Annotated in this window: 15 protein-coding genes; 14 read left to right on the top strand and 1 reads right to left on the bottom strand. The window is 35.9% G+C overall.

The genetic code is table 11. The features are described from left to right. Positions 1-10: 10 nt before the first annotated feature. The 5 genes from I7822_RS20130 to I7822_RS20110 all read left to right on the top strand — a co-directional run bounded on the left by I7822_RS20130 (position 11) and on the right by I7822_RS20110 (position 8,521). Positions 11-328 carry an STAS domain-containing protein gene (locus I7822_RS20130; protein WP_207980864.1) on the top strand — a complete coding sequence of 106 codons (318 nt, stop codon included), beginning with the start codon at positions 11-13 and terminating at the stop codon, positions 326-328. Continuing rightward, a complete protein-coding gene (locus I7822_RS20125; protein ID WP_207980863.1) occupies positions 328-1,167 on the top strand; it encodes a PP2C family protein-serine/threonine phosphatase in 840 nt (279 codons plus the stop codon). The genes I7822_RS20130 and I7822_RS20125 overlap by 1 nt, the downstream gene beginning before the upstream one ends. Positions 1,168-1,175: 8 nt before the next feature. After that, positions 1,176-3,257 (top strand): flagellar assembly protein A, encoded by a 2,082-nt coding sequence (locus I7822_RS20120; protein WP_243459575.1) that lies wholly within the window; start codon positions 1,176-1,178, stop codon positions 3,255-3,257. A 19-nt stretch (positions 3,258-3,276) separates the two neighbouring features. Beyond that, entirely contained in the window at positions 3,277-3,588 is a 312-nt protein-coding gene (locus I7822_RS20115; RefSeq protein ID WP_207980862.1) for an STAS domain-containing protein, read from the top strand. Between the two features lie 364 nt (positions 3,589-3,952). Further along, positions 3,953-8,521, top strand: coding sequence for a PAS domain S-box protein (locus I7822_RS20110; RefSeq protein ID WP_207980861.1), 4,569 nt, complete (start codon positions 3,953-3,955; stop codon positions 8,519-8,521). Between the two features lie 76 nt (positions 8,522-8,597). Here the strand turns inward: I7822_RS20110 and I7822_RS20105 are convergent, their stop codons facing one another. Further along, positions 8,598-8,969 (bottom strand): PilZ domain-containing protein, encoded by a 372-nt coding sequence (locus tag I7822_RS20105; protein ID WP_207980860.1) that lies wholly within the window; start codon positions 8,967-8,969, stop codon positions 8,598-8,600. Positions 8,970-9,483: 514 nt separating this feature from the next. On the opposite strand from I7822_RS20105, the gene rpoN reads away from it, so the two are divergent. From rpoN to I7822_RS20060, 9 genes are all read left to right on the top strand, one after another. Then, positions 9,484-10,776: an RNA polymerase factor sigma-54 gene (gene rpoN, locus I7822_RS20100; RefSeq protein ID WP_207980859.1), complete on the top strand. Its 1,293-nt coding sequence runs from the start codon at positions 9,484-9,486 to the stop codon at positions 10,774-10,776. A 61-nt stretch (positions 10,777-10,837) separates the two neighbouring features. Then, a complete protein-coding gene (locus tag I7822_RS20095; protein WP_207980858.1) occupies positions 10,838-11,071 on the top strand; it encodes a glutaredoxin family protein in 234 nt (77 codons plus the stop codon). 146 nt (positions 11,072-11,217) lie between these two features. Next, positions 11,218-12,237 carry a sugar-binding transcriptional regulator gene (locus tag I7822_RS20090; protein WP_207980857.1) on the top strand — a complete coding sequence of 340 codons (1,020 nt, stop codon included), beginning with the start codon at positions 11,218-11,220 and terminating at the stop codon, positions 12,235-12,237. Positions 12,238-12,354: 117 nt separating this feature from the next. Beyond that, complete coding sequence (gene gap, locus I7822_RS20085) at positions 12,355-13,362, top strand: type I glyceraldehyde-3-phosphate dehydrogenase (protein WP_066329186.1); 1,008 nt, start codon at positions 12,355-12,357, stop codon at positions 13,360-13,362. A gap of 267 nt (positions 13,363-13,629) precedes the next feature. Continuing rightward, on the top strand, positions 13,630-14,814 hold the full coding sequence (locus I7822_RS20080) for a phosphoglycerate kinase (protein WP_207980856.1): 1,185 nt from the start codon (positions 13,630-13,632) through the stop codon (positions 14,812-14,814). 145 nt (positions 14,815-14,959) lie between these two features. Beyond that, on the top strand, positions 14,960-15,721 hold the full coding sequence (gene tpiA, locus I7822_RS20075) for a triose-phosphate isomerase (RefSeq protein ID WP_207980855.1): 762 nt from the start codon (positions 14,960-14,962) through the stop codon (positions 15,719-15,721). Then, positions 15,714-17,249, top strand: a complete 1,536-nt coding sequence (gpmI, locus tag I7822_RS20070; RefSeq protein ID WP_207980854.1) for a 2,3-bisphosphoglycerate-independent phosphoglycerate mutase — start codon at positions 15,714-15,716, stop codon at positions 17,247-17,249. Before tpiA ends, gpmI begins: the two co-directional genes overlap by 8 nt. 14 nt (positions 17,250-17,263) lie before the next feature. Further along, complete coding sequence (gene eno, locus I7822_RS20065; RefSeq protein WP_207980853.1) at positions 17,264-18,556, top strand: phosphopyruvate hydratase; 1,293 nt, start codon at positions 17,264-17,266, stop codon at positions 18,554-18,556. 238 nt (positions 18,557-18,794) lie between these two features. After that, positions 18,795-19,751 (top strand): nuclease-related domain-containing protein, encoded by a 957-nt coding sequence (locus I7822_RS20060; protein ID WP_207980852.1) that lies wholly within the window; start codon positions 18,795-18,797, stop codon positions 19,749-19,751. Positions 19,752-19,888: the final 137 nt, after the last annotated feature.

Raw genomic sequence — 19,888 nt, 5'->3', positions numbered from 1 at the left:
AAGGGATGCAATGGAATTTACAGTAAAAAAAGAAGTTGTAGGATCTTCCATTATCCTTCAGCTGAATGGAATGTTAGATATTACAACAACAAATCTTATCGATCCCTATTTAGAAGAGCTTGAAGATATTGAAGCATTAATCATTGATTTTTCTAGTCTTGAATTTATCGATTCAACAGGCATAGGCTCAATCATGAATGCGATTTACTTATCACAGGAAAAAAACTTCAAATTAAAACTTCAAGGGATTGATGAACTTACTCATACAGTTTTCGAAACAGTTGGTTTATATAAAATCCTCGAAGCCTTTCATGGGGAGGTTGTTTGATGTATTATGATGGACGCTCCTTTTCCCATGCTGATTGTAATGAGGTAATGAATAAGACTTTACAACGAGAAATCAATCTTGCGAAAAACATCCAGTCAAAATTACTAAATGGTAAAACTCCAACATTTGAGGGTGGTGAAGTATCTGGAACCTCCCTCCCTGCACGCTTAATTGGCGGTGATTATTACGATTTTTATCCATTAGTAAACGGGAAAATCCGGATAGTCATTGGAGATGTAATGGGAAAAGGTATACCTGCTGCGATGTTGATGATCTTAACAAGGGGAGCCTTTCGTAGTGCAGCTGAAAGTACACAAAGTCCAGGAGAAACCTTAACTTCTATGAATCAAGCATTATATGAAGATTTACGAACATTAAAATCGTTTGTCACTTTATTTTGTGCAGATTGGGATCCAACAACAGGTATTCTCACCTTTGCCAATGCAGGGCATAATTTACCCTTGTTTATAGATAGTAATAATCAGAAGGTAACATCTCTTCCGAAAGTATCAGGGATTATGGTTGGTGGCCTTCCTAATCAAAATTACCCTGAAGCATCGATCAAGTTAGCTAATAATGACACTGTATTCTTTTATACAGATGGAATTGTCGAGGCTACAAATAAAGCTGGTGAACAATATCAAATAGAACGTTTAATAGGTACCTTAACTGTACATCAGGATAAAGCTGTTGGAGAAATCGAAAAGTGTGTTATGGCATCGATTCAGGAATTTACACAAGGTGTGCCGCAAAAGGATGATATCACAATGGTTCTATTAAAAATTGCGAATGAAAAATCAGATATAACGAGCTTTAATTCACCAGTATTAACTATATAGGTGGGGTAATGATGCAAAGTATAGTTTCAAAAGGTAAAGATATAAACGATGCGATAAAACTGGGTCTTGATTTATTGGATGCCACAAAAAAAGAGGTCAATATTGAAATCATTCAGAATGAAAAGAAGGGTTTCTTGGGGATTGGATCAAAAGGAGCTGTCGTTAAGCTTACAAGGCTAGAACAAACTCCTTCTGTTAGTAAAAATGATCAACAACCAATAGAAGAGGTAGATTTAGAGCAGCTTGTCTCAGATTTTCCAGAAGAAAAAATAGGACTGGATGCAACTCCGATTACAAGAAATCTAGACGAACCTCCTGTTTTTGAGGCAAAAACTGACTCCCTTGAAGGAAAGGTCTGGGTAAGGAATGGACAGCTATATTGTAAATCTTCACCAACTCAATTCCCATTAGTCACTGTTAATGAGGGGATTAAGTTGTACAAAAATAATCAACGGGTATCGGAAAAAACAACGATTATTTCAGAAAAAGACGTGTATCAAATCAAGGTTGAAAACGAAGAAATAGCAACAAGCTGGAAAGTCACGATAGATAAAGATAAATTAAAAGTCCTTTTACATGTAGAGCCAGGCTATAAGATCACTCGGACAATACCAGATATTGTTGCAGACCATCACATTGATCTTATAGTGGAAGAAATTAAAGAGATTCAACATAAACTGAATGAAGCAGAAGTTATGCAAAGGTTAGAAGCATTACAGGTGAAGCATGGGTTTAACCTAGATGAATTAAAAAAAGCCATGGAAACAAAGCAAGCTAGTACATTTGAAATTGCTAGTGGGAAGAGTCCGACACCTGGAAAAGACGGTTGGATCGAATTTAAAATTGAGTTGGACTCACAGGATGAACAAAAGGAGAGAACCGGACAAGTCGACTATCGAGAGATGAAAACAATACCTTCAGTGGATAGAGGGAAGCTGATTGCCATCCTTCATCCGCCAATACCAGGGCAAATCGGGTATACCGTAACAAATGAGCCTATCCCTGCTAAACAAACTGTTCCTATCATTCTTAAAGCAGGAAATGGAATTGTGTTACTCGATGATAAGATCGTTTCAACTGAATCAGGGCGACCGCGGATTGAACAAAGAGGAAAGCTTGTAAAAATATCGATTATGCCAAAGCTTACACATGTTGGTAATGTCGATTTATCAAGTGGGAATATAAGGTTCATGGGCGATGTTGAGATTATTGGAGAAGTAGCAGAAAACATGGTCGTTGAAGCAGAGGGTGGTATTATTATTCATCAAGCAGTAAATTTTGCTACTATCACTGCTTCAGGTGCGATCACTACTTTTGGTAATGTTGTTGGATCAGAACTTTCAGCTGGAAAAAATAATCTACTTGTTACTGAATTAGGTCATTTACTTGGAAGAATCAATCAAAATATCGAAAAAATAATCAGCTTGATCAAACAGCTTACACAAAGTCCTGCTTTTAAATCAAGTGATTTTTCTCGAGGTGGCTTACAACCTTTAATCCGGATATTACTAGAGAAGAAATTTAAAAACTTTCCTCCTTTAGCAAAGCAATATGTTGAAATTGTTAGAAGGGGTGAGAAATATTTAGATGATGATCGCTGGAGGGAAGTTTCTATCTCTTTATCACAGCTATTCTTATCATTAACAAATGAAGTGACTTCATTAGAACGAATTGAACAACTATCCTATAAAATAAGTGAACTCCAGGAGCTAAGTGATACACCCGTTGAACCGAACTCTTTTATTACCATTCCAAATGCACAAAATAGCAGGTTATATTGTAGTGGGAATGTTTTAATCTTAGGACAAGGCTGTATCAATACAAATATACATGCAGGTGGGGCATTAAAAATCAATGGTATCATTCGTGGTGGAGAAGTGTACGGAAGATTAGGTGTAGAAATGAATGAAGTAGGAGCGGAAAGTGGAACACCAACAATTATCTCAGTACCTAGTGATCAAACTATTAAGATGAACAAAGCAATGGAAGGTACTGTGATAAAAATCGGCAATGTAAAGTATACCTTTAATGAAACAAAATATCGAGTTCATGCTCGTTTAGATGAAAATGAAAGAATTGTATTTGAATAATGGTATTGGGGAGAATCGTATGATTAAATTTTCATTACATCAAGAGAAGGATCATTTAGAAGTCAAACTAGCGGGAGATTTAGATATTGAGGGTACTGAAGTTGTTGAAGAGGAACTAATCCCAGCTTTGTTAAACTACAAAACAGTCAATTTAAACTTCGCTGAGGTACCATTTGTGGACTCTTCAGGGATGGGTTTATTAATGAATTTGGTACAATCATTACATGAGTCGGGAACAAAGGTAACTGTTGGTCAGGTTAGAACTGAAGTGATGGACGTTTTTGATCTTTTGCAGCTACCAGATATTCTCGGTGAAGGTGTATTTGTATAAAACGCTATAGTTTTTTTCAAGACTGGAAGAGTAGTTATTCAATTTTCTATTTAATCCTAGATATTAATGTTTAGATTATAATGGTGTAGTGCTAAGGTACTACATAGAGGCTATTTTAATTTTTAAAATAGCCTTTTCAAATAATAAATCTTAGATTTACTACCCTTTCCGAAGTAATGAGCCGTTTTTTAATGGAATGTAAAGAAGTACCTTCTATTAAAAAACGACTTATTTATATAATCAGCGTTTATATTCTGTAGAGGATAATAGAGGATAATATAAGAATAACTAAGACATCAGCAATTAGGTCTGTTTTTTCTATTAGAAGAATATTCTCTTTCTTACTATACTTGAGGTGAACTACGTGATTAATTCGATTTTTGCTAATTATCATCCATTACTTGGTGTTATTTCATTTATTATTGCGATCTTATCTTCGTATACAGGTTTTGATATTCTTTACCGACTTTCGAACCAAGTAGGGAGAAAGAAAACATTTTGGATATTGTATGGTTCTTTTACTATCGGTATTGGAATTTGGACGGCGCATTTTTTAGGAATGCTTGCTTTTATACCGTATCATTCATTTGACTTATCTCTTGTAGTTATTTCTTTACTAGTTGCAATAAGTCTTATGTTTTTGACATTAGTAATCAGTACAAAAGCTAAAAAAAGTAAAGCTCATAGCCACTTAGCTAGTCTTTTTTGGGGGTTAAGCTTTCTCGTACTTCATTTTATCGGAATAAAGTCATTTCATGGTCATATTGAATACAATTTATTCTCAGTTTTAGTATCGATGCTATGTGCCTTATTACCCCCCTTCTATATTCTAAAAATGTTTATGAGGAATATGTCATCGCATTCATTAGGTGTTTTTGGTATGAAGATGATAAGCGGGGTTCTTATAGGAATTAACTTAATGTGTTTGCATTATTTATCAATGGTAGGAATAAACAGTCATCTTCATGATTCTGAGCATACCACCATCAACCATAATATTTACTTAATTGTCGGACTAGGAGTAGGTAGTGTAGTTATTCTTTTCTTTTTTATTTTGATTTCTATAATAGATCGAAAGTTTACCATCCAGTCACAAAGATTAGCACAAACTGAACAAAATTATCAGTCTCTTTTTGAGCATAATCCTGATATCGTTGTTACTCTGGATCGAGATGGAGTGATTTTATCAATAAATAAAGCATTGGAAAAGATCACGGGATATAAAGTTGAAGATTGGGAAAACAAGCATTTTAAACGGATGATTGAACCTGAATATTACGAATTAACAAATAAACACTTTATGAAAGCAGCAAAAGGTACAGCAACAAATTATGAAAGTGTGTTGGTTCATATAAATGGTGACCTTGTACATGTTAGTGTTACAAATGTTCCTATTATTGTAAATGACGAAATTGTTGGTGTATATGGAATTGCAAAGGATATCTCAAGTCAAAAGCGGATTTTATCTGAACTTGCATTAAATGAGGAGAAATATCGTTTAATAACAGAAAATATTTCAGATATTGTCGCGCTATTTTCAACTGACGGTAGGATGAAGTTTTGTTCTGCATCGATGGAACGAGTCTTAGGGTATAAAATGTCTGACTTTAATCGCAAATCAAACGAGTTGGTTCATCCTCAAGATAGAGAACGAATAGATGAATGGAATCAAAGGCTTATTCAAACAAAATCGGAACAAAAAATTGAATTTCGCCATAAGCATAGAGATGGACACTATGTCTATTTAGAAGCAGTTGGAATGCCGATTGTCTCTGTATCAGGTGAAGTGAATGATGTAGTCTTAGTTGCCAGAGATATCACGAAAAAGAAACAGGTAGAAAATGAACTTATTGAAAGTGAAGAACGTTATCGTAATCTAGTTGAGAAATCCCCTATGGCACTGCTTGTAAGTCAAGATGACATCATTGTTTACGCAAATCCTGAAGCGATGAAATTATATGGTGCTTCTCATGCGGATCAATTAATTGGAACATCATTTGAAAAAATCGTTCATCCTGATAGTTTAGAACACTTTAAGAATCAAGTAGAAGATGTATTAAAGGGCAAGGAACAACATTTTCAGGAATATAAGCTTTTTACACTTGATAAAAGACCAATTGTTGTAGAGGGCTCTGGAGCAAAAATTATGTATAATGGTAAGCCAGCGCTTTTAGCAATGGGGAAAGATCTTACTGAACAGAAGGTACTCGAAGAACAATTAACGATCAACGAGCAACGTTATCAGTCTCTCTTTGAATATAACAAAGATGCGGTCTATTCTTTTGATTTAAAAGGGAAATTTACTAATGTTAACAAAGCAACTGAACAACTGTCAGGTTACAGTTCAGCTGAGTTATATAATATGTCATTTGAAGAGATTATCCATCCGGATGAATTATCAAAAGCAAAGACTGCTTTTGATAATGCAATGAAAGGGAGTACAGAAACACTTTATCTAAACGTTGTTCATAAATCGGGGAAACTAGTTTATGTAAATGTAACAAATATTCCGATTGTTATTGAAGAGGAAATTGTGGGTATTTATGGAATTGCAAAGGACATTACAGAGCAAAAGAAAGCGCAGGATATGGTACAACATATGGCGTATCATGATCATCTAACTGGGTTGCCAAACAGAAGTATGCTTGAGAGATGTTTGTCAACCGGATTAGAACGTTCAACGAAAAAGGCAGTCTTATTTATTGACCTTGACCGTTTTAAAGTTATAAACGATACATTAGGTCATACAATAGGCGATCAATTATTAAAAGAAGTAGCGGAACGTTTGAAGTGCTCTGTAAATGAAAATGATATGGTATTCCGACAGGGCGGAGATGAATTTATTGTTATTTTGGAAAATGTCGATCGTGATCATGCAGCAAAGATCGCAGAACGAATGATTGAAGTGCTATCTAAGCCTACCAAAATTAACGAATATGATATTTTTACTTCTCCTAGTATTGGGATTAGCTTATATCCTGATGATGGTGAAACGGGTGAGATCTTAATTAAACATGCTGATTTTGCGATGTACCAAGCAAAGTCTGCTGGTAAGAAAACTTATAAATTTTATTCTTCAAATAAGGATAAAAGTAGCTACAATTCTTTAGAAATGGAAATGGAATTGCACAAAGCAATCCAACGAAATGAGCTTGTCTTACACTATCAACCAAAAGTAGATCTTAAAACAGGTAAAATCTCTGGAGCAGAGGCTTTAATTCGTTGGAATCATCCAGAATGGGGAATTGTTTCTCCTGCAGTTTTTATCCCAATTGCAGAAGAAACAGGACAAATTATTTCGATAGGCGAATGGGTCATATATACAGCTTGTGCTCAAAACAAGACATGGCATGATAAAGGATTTTCGGACATGGTTATATCTGTGAATTTATCAGCACGGCAATTTTCTCAAGTTAACCTAGTTCATGCAGTTGCAAAAATATTAAATGATACTGGGCTTGATCCACAATACTTGGAGCTTGAAATTACCGAAAGTATGACAACAGATATTGAAAGGACAATCACTACTTTAAAGGATTTAAAACGTTTAGGCGTACGAATTAGTATCGATGATTTTGGGACAGGCTTTAGCTCCTTGAATTATCTAAAACGTTTCCCTGTTGATACATTAAAGATCGATCAATCTTTTGTACGTGACCTCAATAATAATCTTAATGACGAAACAATTTTAAAAACAATCATTTCAATGGCTCATAACTTAAATTTAAATGTTGTAGCAGAGGGGATTGAAACGAAGGAGCATTTAGTATTTCTTCAACAATATGTCTGTAATGAAGGTCAGGGATATTACTTTAGTAAACCAGTTCTAGCGGAAGAATTTGAAAGCAAGTTTAAGGACATTGAAAAAATAGTGACCTCATGTGGAATTTCTCAAGATCTAAATGATCGTATATGGGCTGAAAAATTAATTCAAAATGCAAGAAAAGAACTTCAAGAAACGATTCGTCTACAGCAAGGGATGACCATGAAGTTCAAAAAAGTAAATGGACGATTTATTCATACCTTATTCGACGGAGAACTAGTTTATCAACTTGGCCTTGTTCCAGAACAAACGATAGGAAAAGAATTAATTGATTTTATACCAGTTGAAAAAGCAAAAGAGAAAACAAAATTTTATCAAAGAGCATGGGATGGAGAGGAAAATGTAACGTACGAAGGTGAACTTAATGGTATATATTATCTTGCTGCTTTAAGTCCGATTAAAAGAGGCGGAGAAATTGTTGAGATTATTGGATCATGTATCGACATAACAAAATTGAAAGAAACAGAAAAAGCGTTACGCAAAAGTCAAGAAATGTATCGCCTAATGGCTGAAAATATGAAAGATCTTATCTCAATTTATGATGTGAATGGGACAACGGTGTACGCTTCTCCTTCTCATGAAACAGTCCTCGGTTATCCGCTTAGTCATTTCGAAGGCAGGAAACTATTTAATCTTTTCCCTGAAGCTGATCAAGAGAAGCATAAGTTAAACTTCATGGAAATGATAAGAACAAAGCAAGCAATTCAGAGAGAAATTAGACTCAACAAGCTTGATGGTAGCTTCTGTATTTTTGAGACGGTATTAACACCGATTTTGGATGAAAAAGGGAATGTTCAGCATGTTATTGGGGTGGCAAGAAATATCACTGAAAAGCGTAAAGCTGAAGAACTTTTGCGGAGATCTGAAAAGTTAACAATTGCAGGAGAGATAGCTGCTGAAGTTGCTCAAGAAATTAGGAACCCGATGACTTCAATAAAAGGTTTGTTTCAGTTACTTAAAAAAGGAACATATAAACCAGAATACTTTGATATCATCCAGGCTGAAATTACATTGATCGAAGAGATCATTAATGAGTTTCTTAAACAGTATAATCACACGTTGACCACCAAAGACAAAAGAACTAAAAGTATGACAGAGGAAGATGAATGATCGAGTTAAGTGGGAGATTGAATTGCTACCAATAGAAAGAGGCTGACTTAATAAATTGTCAGCCTCTTTTCGTTTATTATTGATAACTTTTTTGTTTAATAAAGGTTTTTAATTCTTCCATGATCACTTCTGGAAGCACAGAAATATTAACAAACTTAACTCCGTATTGGAAGCCTAGGTGATTTAATTCCTTTCGCCACACTAATATACCAACGACATAAATCATATCTATATTTATTCTAAAATTTAATTTAATTTTAACCTCTTGCTTTCCTAAGGGGATATTAAGCTTAGAGGTCAGTTTTACCCCTTTTGGGCTAAGGTCAATAATATGGCCATCAGCATTTCCAGTATTTATATTTTTATTATCTATCTCAACAATGCTAAAAGTGCAAGATAGCGGGGGATTAAATTCATAACGGAATGGTTCTTCCCTTTTATACCTCATAGACGGTACTCCTTTAATAAATTGGTTAAAAAAGGGGCTGATGATTTTTTAACCCCACAATTCTTTGATAATAGCATGATTATAAATCAATCTGCTATGGAAAAAATAGCAACAATTTTAAGTTTTTTTCTAAACTCTGTTAAAGCTCACTGTTAGTTTTGGTACTTTGTTGATTGGAACTGATAAGTGAGACTAAACTCACAGACTGCCCGTAGAAATCGAACGCCTGTAGCGGAAATCAACAACCAAGTTTGCAGAGCCTATTTCTATAGGAAAATATATGGCAGCCTAAAGACAGGATTTAACGATTCTTTAGCGAATAATACAAAAAAACCCTAATTACAGCATTTTTTTGTGACAGAAACATAAGCATGTAGTAGGATTATAATTAAGAGGTTTGTAGGATTGTTTGTTGAAAGAAGAAAACATCACTAAATGTAAGCGTTTCCTTACGGCATATACCGTACCTTTTTTCTTTAACTTTGAGTAGTATGTAAAATAGGGGGAAGTCAACATGAAAATTGGATTAATTCAAGAACAAACGTTAAAATTGAAAATGACTCAAGAATTACAGCAAGCTATTACTTTATTACAATATTCCTCAGCTGATCTCCTTTCTTACGTCCAGGAACTCATAATGGAAAATCCCCTCATTGAAGTAAAAGAAACCTACAGTTCACCATATCGTAAGTCAAGCTCAAAATCAGATAGAAAAACGTTTATTGAGAACTCCTGCGAAGAAAAGCCTAGCCTGAGAGAGCATTTGCGGAATCAGCTAGTTGATTTTTCGATGACCAAGAACGATAGAGCTTGTCTCGATTTATTAATCAATGCTCTTGATGCAAATGGATATTTAAAGGATAACTTAATAGACTTGGCACGTATCGTTAACGTTAGCGAAGAATTGCTTGAAAGCAAGCTATATATGCTGCAAAGTTTAGAACCTGCAGGTATTGGTGCACGTTCTCTGCAAGAGTGTATTTTACTACAGTTAAGACGATTACCGATTAGAAATGAACTCGCGGAAACGATCATATCAGACCATTTCCGGAGCTTTGCTGAAAAGTCTTGGAAGGACTTAGCAAAAAAATTAAATGTCTCGATAATTGAAATCCAGGAAATCCAACACGAAATAAGAAAACTTGAACCAAGACCAGGGCTAAAGTTTGAAAGTGATGAATCAACATATGTAACTCCTGACATGATCGTTAGAAAGACAAATAATGAGTTGCAGATTATTTATAATGACGAGCTTATTCCCCAACTATTATTTAATCAACCTTTAGAACCAGCTATTCAGAATACGATGGATACAGAGACAAAGGATTATTATTCTAAAAAGCTAACACAGGGAAGATGGCTGCAAAGAGCGATTGAACAGCGAAAAGAGACAATGTTAAATGTAATGAAGGTGATCATTCAAAAACAACACGATTATTTTTTATATGGAAAAAACCTACTGAAGCCTCTTACATTAAAGGATATCGCTGAAGCTTTGGACATACATGAATCAACGGTTAGCAGGACTGTAAAGGATAAATTCATCCAAACACCTCATGGCTTAGTAAGTATGAAATCATTTTTCTCAACTAAGCTTGATGAAGAAAGTGGAGAGGTTTCATCTGCCTCAGTAAAAATGAAACTTCAGGAAATGATTAATTCTGAAGATAAAAAGAAGCCTTTATCAGATCAAAAAATTGCAAATGAGTTAAAATCTAGTTATGGTATAAATATTTCAAGAAGAACTGTTACAAAATACCGTGAACAATTAAATATTTCAACATCAGCGATAAGAAAGCAGTATTAATTATCGCAATACATTCATGCAATTAATATAGTAGTCAACAGAATGGAAGGGTTAATGAATCATGAAAAAGGTTATCTTCTACTCAAAGGAAAATTGCTCTCTATGTGATAAGGGCTTAGTTATTTTAAAAGACATTCAAAAAGAAATTCCTTTTGAATATGATATAGTGGATATTTATAAGGATGATGAACTTTTGGAGTTATTTCAAATTATGATTCCTGTCGTGAAAATCGATAATGAAATCGCTTCATATGGAATATTGGAAAAAGATAACATAAGAAAGCGGTTACTTTAAAAAGTCGTAAAACATTCCTTGAATATGCAATTTTACCCTGTTAAAATAAAGATGTAGCAGGGGAGATTTTTTTTTGAGTAGGTGGGACATAATAAGTCATAGCGGGACGTTAAAAGTCCAGATCGACTCAGAAAGGGATAGCAAAGATGAAATCATTAATAGAAGTACAAAAGAAATTATTGCCTGACCTTTTACAGGTTATGCAAAAACGCTATCAAGTTCTGCAATACATTCGGTTAATGCAGCCGATTGGACGAAGAAGTCTCTCAATTAGTCTAGGATTAAGTGAAAGAGTCCTAAGAAATGAAGTTCAATTTCTGAAAGATCAGAATTTAATTGAAATTCACACTTCGGGTATGAACTTAACGAAAGACGGAACATCTCTATTGACTGTTCTCGAAGAAATGATGAAAGACGTATTAGGATTGACTCTTTTGGAAAATACATTAAAGGAGAAATTTAATCTTAACAAAGTGATCGTCGTTTCGGGTGACAGTGATCAATCTCCATGGGTGCAAAAAGAAATGGGAAGAGCATGTGTATCATGTATAAAAAAGCGATTAGATGCAAAAAATATCGTCGCTGTTACTGGAGGCACTACCCTTGCTGCTGTTGCAGAAATGATGACTCCAGATAGCAAAAATCGCGAAATTCTATTTGTTCCTGCACGTGGAGGACTTGGTGAAACAGTTGAGAATCAAGCGAACACAATCTGTGCAAAGATGGCAGAGCGTGCGAGTGGAAATTACCGACTATTACACGTTCCAGATCAGCTTAGTAAGGATGCTTATCTATCAATCATTGAAGAACCTTCTATTAAAGAACTCTTAGATATGATGAAATCCTCAAGTATGGTTATTCATGGAATAGGAGACGCTAAAACGATGGCGGAACGCCGGAGAACTCCGGAAAAGGATTTCCTTAAAATCGAAAAAGGGAATGCCGTAGCAGAAGCGTTTGGTTATTATTTTGACCAAGAGGGTAAAATCGTACATAAGGTTCAAACAGTCGGAATTCAGCTAGAAGACATTGATGAAGTGCCAAATGTTATTGCGGTAGCAGGTGGAGCATCAAAGGCAAAGGCAATTAATGCCTATATGAAACAAGCATTAGACTCTGTTTTAATAACAGATGAAGGTGCTGCAAATGAGTTAATAAGGGATTAATTATCCCTGATTATATATGTTCATTTCTTTAATACTTTTTGAGAATTGAACAACCTTAGTAATGTAGCGTTCAAAGGTATATCACCTATTGAACACAATTAAAGGAGGAAATTAATCATGGCAGTAAAAATCGGTATTAATGGTTTTGGTCGTATTGGTCGTAATGTATTCCGTGCAGCATTAAAAAATCCTAACGTTGACGTTGTAGCAGTTAACGATTTAACAGATGCTAACATGTTAGCTCATCTTTTAAAATATGATACAGTTCACGGAAAATTAGATGCAGAAGTTTCTGTTGACGGTAACAACCTAGTAGTAGAAGGAAAAACAATTCAAGTATCTGCTGAGCGTGACCCAGCTAAATTAACTTGGGGCGAGCAAGGCGTTGATATCGTAGTTGAATCTACTGGTTTCTTCACTAAGCGTGCAGACGCTGCGAAACACTTAGAAGCAGGCGCTAAAAAAGTTATCATCTCTGCTCCAGCAAGTGACGAAGATATTACAATCGTTATGGGTGTTAACGAAGACAAATATGATGCAGCTAGCCACGATGTAATTTCTAACGCTTCTTGTACTACTAACTGTTTAGCTCCATTTGCTAAAGTATTAAATGATAAATTCGGTATCAAACGTGGTATGATGACAACTGTTCACTCATACACAAATGATCAACAAATCTTAGATTTACCACATAAAGACTACCGTCGTGCTCGTGCGGCAGCTGAAAACATCATTCCAACTACAACTGGTGCTGCTAAAGCTGTTTCTCTAGTATTACCTGAATTAAAAGGTAAATTAAACGGTGGAGCTATGCGTGTTCCAACTCCTAACGTTTCTTTAGTTGACTTAGTTGCTGAATTAGATAAAGAAGTAACTGTTGATGAAGTAAACGCAGCATTACAAGCAGCTGCTGAAGGCGAATTAAAAGGTATCCTTGGATACAGTGAAGAGCCATTAGTATCTGGAGATTACAACGGTAACATTAATTCTTCTACAATCGATGCTCTATCTACTATGGTTATGGAAGGTAGCATGGTTAAAGTTATTTCTTGGTATGATAACGAGAGTGGCTACTCTAACCGTGTAGTAGATCTTGCTGAATACCTTGCGTCTAAAGGTCTTTAATTCTTAAAGAATTATCAGATAGAGAATTAATTGAATAAGACTTAAATGTATGAAAAAATGGGGAAAGGGGATCATCCCCTTTCCTTGTTTTGTTTTTAAGACATAGAGGCTTGATACTTAGTTTTTGTGTCTAGCTTCAGCGCCTAGCTCCTCGAGTCACAAGCCAATTCTACCTGAAAGGCAAAAAACGCCTTTCTGGTAGACTTGTCTTGTGCTTGTCGGAGCTGGTCAAGGCGCTTACGCATTTCATATTAGGGAGGGCTTTTCATGAACAAAAAGTCAGTTAAAGACATTGATGTAAAAGGAAAAGTCGTCTTTTGTCGCGTTGATTTTAACGTTCCGATGAAGGATGGACAAGTTACAGATGATACACGTATTCGTGCAGCTTTACCTACCATTGAGTACCTAACTGAGCAAGGTGCAAAGGTCGTATTAGCAAGTCATTTAGGACGTCCCAAGGGACAAGTAGTTGAAGAGCTACGCTTAAATGCAGTGGCAGAAAAGCTACAGGAGCTTTCAGGTAAGAATGTTGTAAAAACCGATGAAGCTTATGGTGAAACTGTAAAAGCTGAAATTGCGAAGCTAGAAGAAGGTGGCGTTCTTTTATTAGAAAACGTTCGCTTCTACCCTGGTGAAGAAAAGAATGACCCAGAACTAGCAAAAGCATTTGCTGACTTAGCAGATGTTTATGTTAATGACGCATTTGGCGCTGCTCACCGTGCACATGCTTCAACTGAAGGAATTGCAAAACATCTTCCAGCTGTTGCAGGCTTCTTAATGGAAAAAGAGCTTGAAGTATTAGGTAAAGCTTTATCAAATCCTGAACGCCCATTTACAGCGATTATCGGTGGTGCGAAAGTTAAGGATAAAATTGGTGTTATTCAACACTTACTAGATAAAGTTGATAACCTAATCATTGGTGGAGGATTAGCTTACACATTCATCAAAGCATTAGGCCATGATGTAGGTAAATCACTTTTAGAAGAAGATAAAGTTGATTTAGCGAAATCATTCCTTGACCAAGCAAAAGAAAAAGGCGTAAATTTTTATGTGCCTGTTGATATTGTTGTAGCAGATGATTTCTCAAATGATGCAAATACTCAAATTGTTCCAATCGATAGCATTCCTAGTGATTGGGAAGGTCTTGATGCAGGTCCAAAAACACGAGAAATCTATGCGGATGTTATTAAAAAGTCTAAATTAGTTATTTGGAACGGACCAATGGGTGTATTTGAATTAGATGCATTTGCAGGTGGTACGAAAGCTGTTGCCGAAGCACTTGCTGAAGCAAATGATACATATTCCGTAATCGGAGGAGGAGATTCAGCAGCGGCTGTAGAAAAGTTTGAGTTGGCAGATAAAATGAGCCATATTTCTACAGGCGGTGGAGCTTCTCTTGAATTTATGGAAGGTAAAGAACTTCCAGGTGTTGTAGCGTTAAATGAAAAATAAAAAAATGAATACGAATTTGTTTGTAAAATAAGAAACCAAGATTAGTCGCGACATCTTGACTATTATTTTTACACAAGCATTTTACTTCATTTTTGATCGTGACGTTAATTCGTCATAGGAAACTTGTAAAGAGGACGGTGTAATCGTGAGAAAACCAATTATTGCAGGTAACTGGAAAATGAACAAAGTTTCTTCTGAAGCAAGAAGCTTTGTTGAAGAAGTAAAAGGTTTAGTACCTACTGCAGCTAACGTTGACTCAGTAGTATGTGCTCCAGCACTATTTTTAGAAAGCCTAGTAGGTTTAACTGAAGGTAGTGACCTTAAAGTAGGTGCGCAAAACATGCACTTTGAAGAAAATGGCGCATTCACTGGCGAAATTAGTCCAGTAGCACTTAAAGATTTAGGTGTTAGCTATGTTGTTTTAGGGCATTCAGAGCGTAGAGAAATGTTTGCTGAAACAGATGAAACAGTTAACAAGAAAACTTTAGCTGCTTTCAAACATGGTTTAACTCCAATTGTTTGCTGTGGTGAAACGTTAGAAGAACGTGAATCTGGTAAGACAAATGATCTTGTAGGTGAACAAGTGAAACAAGCTTTACAAGGTTTATCTGAAGATCAAATAACGCAAACAGTTATTGCATATGAACCAATTTGGGCTATTGGAACTGGCAAATCTTCATCTGCTCAAGATGCAAATGAAGTATGTGCACATATCCGCCAAGTTGTTGGTGAGCAATTTTCACAAGCTGCTGCACAAGCTGTACGTATTCAATACGGTGGTAGTGTAAAGCCTGAAAATATTAAAGAATATATGGCACAGCCTGATATCGATGGTGCACTAGTAGGTGGAGCAAGTTTAGAAGCACAATCCTTCCTTCAGCTTTTGGAGGCAAGTAGCAATGAGTAAAGCACCTGTTGCACTAATTATTCTTGACGGCTTTGCTTGCCGTGAAGAATCGAAAGGAAATGCAGTTGCTCATGCTAAGAAGCCAAACTTTGACCGTTTTTGGAATCAATATCCACATTCGCAATTAACGGCTTCTGGTGAAGCAGTAGGTCTTCCTGAAGGACAAATGGGTAACTCTGAAGTAGGTCACTTAAATATTGGTGCAGGGCGTGTTGTTTATCAAAGCTTAACACGTGTAAACGTAGCAATTCGTGAAGGCGAATTTGAAAAAAATGACACTTTCACTGCTGCTATTGATCATGTAAAGCAAAACGGTACAAATCTACATTTATTTGGCCTATTATCGGACGGTGGCGTTCATAGTCATATCCAGCATTTATTTGCTCTTCTGCAGCTTGCAGCTAAAGAAGGCGTGAAAAATGTGTACATCCATGGCTTCCTTGATGGCCGTGATGTAGGACCAAAAACTGCTAAAACATACTTGAATGATTTACAAGAAAAACTCACAGAATACGGTGTCGGGGAAATTGCGACTTTATCAGGACGTTACTACTCAATGGACCGTGATAAGCGTTGGGACCGTGTAGAAAAATCATACCGTTCAATGGTGTACGGAGAAGGTCCTACTTACAGTACTCCAATGGAATGTATCGATGATTCTTATAACAATGGTATCTTCGATGAATTCGTACTTCCATCTGTTATGACGAAGGAAGACGGTTCACCTGTTGCAACGATTAGTGATAACGATGCGGTAATTTTCTATAATTTCCGTCCAGACCGTGCAATTCAAATTTCAAACACGTTTACAAATGAAGATTTCCGTTCATTTGATCGTGGAGAAAAACATCCTAAGAACTTACACTTTGTTTGTTTAACACATTTTAGTGAAACAGTTGATGGATATGTTGCTTTTAAACCAACAAACTTAGATAATACAATTGGAGAAGTGTTAGCACAAAATAACTTAACACAGCTTCGTATTGCTGAAACTGAAAAATACCCGCACGTAACCTTCTTTATGAGTGGTGGACGTGAAGAGAAATTTCCAGGTGAAGAGCGTATTTTAATTGATTCACCAAAGGTTGCAACTTATGATCTTCAGCCAGAAATGAGTGCATATGAAGTAACGGACGCGTTACTTGCCGAAATTGAAGCTGATAAATTTGATGCCATCCTTTTGAACTTTGCAAATCCAGATATGGTAGGACATTCTGGTATGCTAGAGCCAACAATTAAAGCAATTGAAACTGTTGATGAGTGTCTTGGAAAAATAGTTGATGCAATCATCGCTAAAGGTGGAAAAGCAATCATTACTGCTGACCATGGTAACTCTGATGAAGTTGTAACATTAGAAGGTGAGCCAATGACAGCTCATACGACAAATCCTGTTCCAGTCATTGTGACTGAAGAGGGTGTTACACTTCGTGAAGGTGGAATTCTTGGTGATTTAGCACCAACAATGCTTGATCTATTAAATGTGGAATTACCTAAAGAAATGACAGGAAAAACATTAATCCAAAAATAAAGGAGAGAAATTAAATGCCATACATTGTAGACGTATATGCACGCGAAGTATTAGACTCACGTGGAAATCCAACAATTGAAGTAGAAGTACACACAGAATCAGGTGCGTTTGGACGCGCAATGGTACCAAGTGGTGCTTCAACAGGTGAATACGAAGCAGTTGAGCTTCGTGATGGAGATAAAGAGCGTTATTTAGGAAAAGGTGTTTTAACAGCTGTTAAAAACGTAAATGAATTAATCGCTCCAGAATTACTTGGTTTCGAAGTAACAGAACAAGTTGCAATTGACCAAGCATTAATCGAGCTTGATGGTACAGAAAACAAAGGTAAATTAGGTGCGAACGCAATCCTTGGTGTTTCTATGGCTGCTGCTCGTGCTGCTGCAGATTTCTTACAAGTACCTTTATACCAATACCTTGGCGGATTCAGCGCGAAAACATTACCAGTACCAATGATGAACATCGTTAACGGTGGTGAGCACGCTGATAACAATGTTGACATTCAAGAATTCATGGTAATGCCTGTAGGTGCTGAAAACTTCCGTGAAGCTCTACGCATGGGAGCAGAAATCTTCCATAGCTTAAAATCAGTTCTTCATGGTAAAGGTCTTAACACTGCTGTAGGTGATGAAGGTGGATTCGCTCCAAACTTAGGTTCAAACGAAGAAGCTCTTCAAACAATTATCGAAGCAATCGAAAAAGCTGGTTACAAACCAGGCGAGCAAGTTATGCTTGCTATGGATGCTGCTTCTTCTGAGTTCTACAACAAAGAAGACGGTAAATACCATCTTTCAGGTGAAGGTGTTGTCAAAACATCTGCTGAAATGGTTGACTGGTATGAAGAAATGTCTTCTAAATACCCAATCATCTCAATCGAAGATGGTTTAGATGAAAATGACTGGGAAGGTCATAAATTATTGACTGAGCGTCTTGGCGGTAAAGTTCAACTTGTTGGTGATGATTTATTCGTTACAAACACGAAGAAGCTTGCTGAAGGTATTGAAAAAGGAATTGGTAACTCAATCTTAATCAAAGTGAACCAAATCGGTACATTAACTGAAACATTTGAAGCAATCGAAATGGCGAAACGCGCTGGTTACACTGCAGTAATTTCACATCGTTCTGGTGAAACAGAAGATACGACAATTGCTGACATCGCAGTAGCAACTAACGCTGGCCAAATCAAAACTGGTGCTCCATCACGTACAGACCGTGTTGCAAAATACAACCAACTTCTTCGTATCGAAGATCAACTTGTTGACGCAGCAAAATATGATGGAATTAAAACTTTCTATAACTTAAAGAAATAAGCTTTGGGAAAGGAACTGCTTTGGCAGTTCCTTTTTTTTAATATCCTGTTTTTGGTTTTTGTCGAATTTTGATGGGATGTGTCTAATCGATGATAAATTGCCAGAATCGAAGATAAATTTGAAAAATCGAAGATAAACTCATCAAAATCGAAGATAAACTATAAATGAGGATAAAAAGTAGCAGGATTTCCTTAAGAATTGGCGAAGGGTTTAACAAAATAAAATATGGAGTGAGAAAATGATCTTAAAACACCGTGAATACCCCCTTACGATTGAAAAATTAGAAGCATTACTTCTAAGACTTCCTCTAAAACATCCAAAAATCCCAATTATTAATGATGATTTGAAAAAAAGAATGGCTGGCTACAAAGGTGAAGAAGCTATTGACTATTATCTAAGTTTCCTTGAAGAAAAAGACTACTATATCTTCCATGACATAAGGCTAAAAGGTAAAAATCATTACTTCCAAATTGATACCCTTATCTTAACTAGGAAATTTGCAATAATCATTGAGGTGAAAAATATATCAGGAACCATTTACTTCGATCCGATCTTTAAACAACTGATTCAAACAAAAGATCAAACGGAAAAGGCATATCAATATCCGATAATACAATTGGAACGGCAAGAATCACAATTAAAAGAATGGCTGGTAAATAATAATTTAAAAGAAATGAAAATCACCTCAATTGTTGTCATAAGCAACTCATTTACAGTAATTCGCTCCTCTCCACAAGACCAAATAATTCACCACAAAGTAATCCGCAAAGAAAACCTTCCCGCTAAAATTATGCAAATAGCACAATCCATCATTTCACAAGAACTTGAAGAAAAGGAACTAAAAAAGATCTCTCGAAAATTGCTCAAAAAGCATACTATAGCGGAATTTTCTATCTTAGACCGCTTTAAAATAATTGAAAGTGAAATTCTGAATGGAGTGATATGTCCAAGTTGCAATTACCTTCCCTTAATTCGAGTAAAGGCTAACTGGCATTGTCCAAAATGTAATAGAAAAAATAAACAGGCTCACATTCAGGCCTTAAAAGAGTACAAACTATTATTAAAACCAACAATTTCAAATTCTGAACTGAGATGTTTTTTGAACATAACCTCATCAGCAACAGCGAATAGACTACTTAAATCAATGAACCTCAGTTACACAGGGAGTAATAAAGATCGGGTCTATCAATTATAGTCAGCCTTTTTGTCGATTTTTGTCTAATAGTCGATAAAAACGAAAAATCGAAGATAAATCCCCAGAATCGAAGATAAATTCTCCAATATAGAAGATAAATCCCCAAAATAGAAGATAACCTACCACATAGTCGGTTC

The organism is Metabacillus bambusae (genome assembly GCF_017497975.1).
GTDB lineage: Bacteria > Bacillota > Bacilli > Bacillales > Bacillaceae > Metabacillus > Metabacillus bambusae.
The sequence above is the reverse complement of the archived record's forward strand: the minus strand, read 5'-3'. Positions and strand labels throughout refer to the sequence as shown.

Coding starts and splice junctions, on each gene's coding strand:
- I7822_RS20095 (WP_207980858.1), top strand. CDS start 10,838: ATGAAAAAGGTTATCTTCTACTCAAAGGAAAATTGCTCTCTATGTGAT.
- rpoN (WP_207980859.1), top strand. CDS start 9,484: ATGAAAATTGGATTAATTCAAGAACAAACGTTAAAATTGAAAATGACT.
- I7822_RS20115 (WP_207980862.1), top strand. CDS start 3,277: ATGATTAAATTTTCATTACATCAAGAGAAGGATCATTTAGAAGTCAAA.
- I7822_RS20090 (WP_207980857.1), top strand. CDS start 11,218: ATGAAATCATTAATAGAAGTACAAAAGAAATTATTGCCTGACCTTTTA.
- I7822_RS20080 (WP_207980856.1), top strand. CDS start 13,630: ATGAACAAAAAGTCAGTTAAAGACATTGATGTAAAAGGAAAAGTCGTC.
- I7822_RS20130 (WP_207980864.1), top strand. CDS start 11: ATGGAATTTACAGTAAAAAAAGAAGTTGTAGGATCTTCCATTATCCTT.
- I7822_RS20125 (WP_207980863.1), top strand. CDS start 328: ATGTATTATGATGGACGCTCCTTTTCCCATGCTGATTGTAATGAGGTA.
- gap (WP_066329186.1), top strand. CDS start 12,355: ATGGCAGTAAAAATCGGTATTAATGGTTTTGGTCGTATTGGTCGTAAT.
- I7822_RS20105 (WP_207980860.1), bottom strand. CDS start 8,969: ATGAGGTATAAAAGGGAAGAACCATTCCGTTATGAATTTAATCCCCCG.
- gpmI (WP_207980854.1), top strand. CDS start 15,714: ATGAGTAAAGCACCTGTTGCACTAATTATTCTTGACGGCTTTGCTTGC.
- I7822_RS20060 (WP_207980852.1), top strand. CDS start 18,795: ATGATCTTAAAACACCGTGAATACCCCCTTACGATTGAAAAATTAGAA.
- eno (WP_207980853.1), top strand. CDS start 17,264: ATGCCATACATTGTAGACGTATATGCACGCGAAGTATTAGACTCACGT.
- I7822_RS20120 (WP_243459575.1), top strand. CDS start 1,176: ATGATGCAAAGTATAGTTTCAAAAGGTAAAGATATAAACGATGCGATA.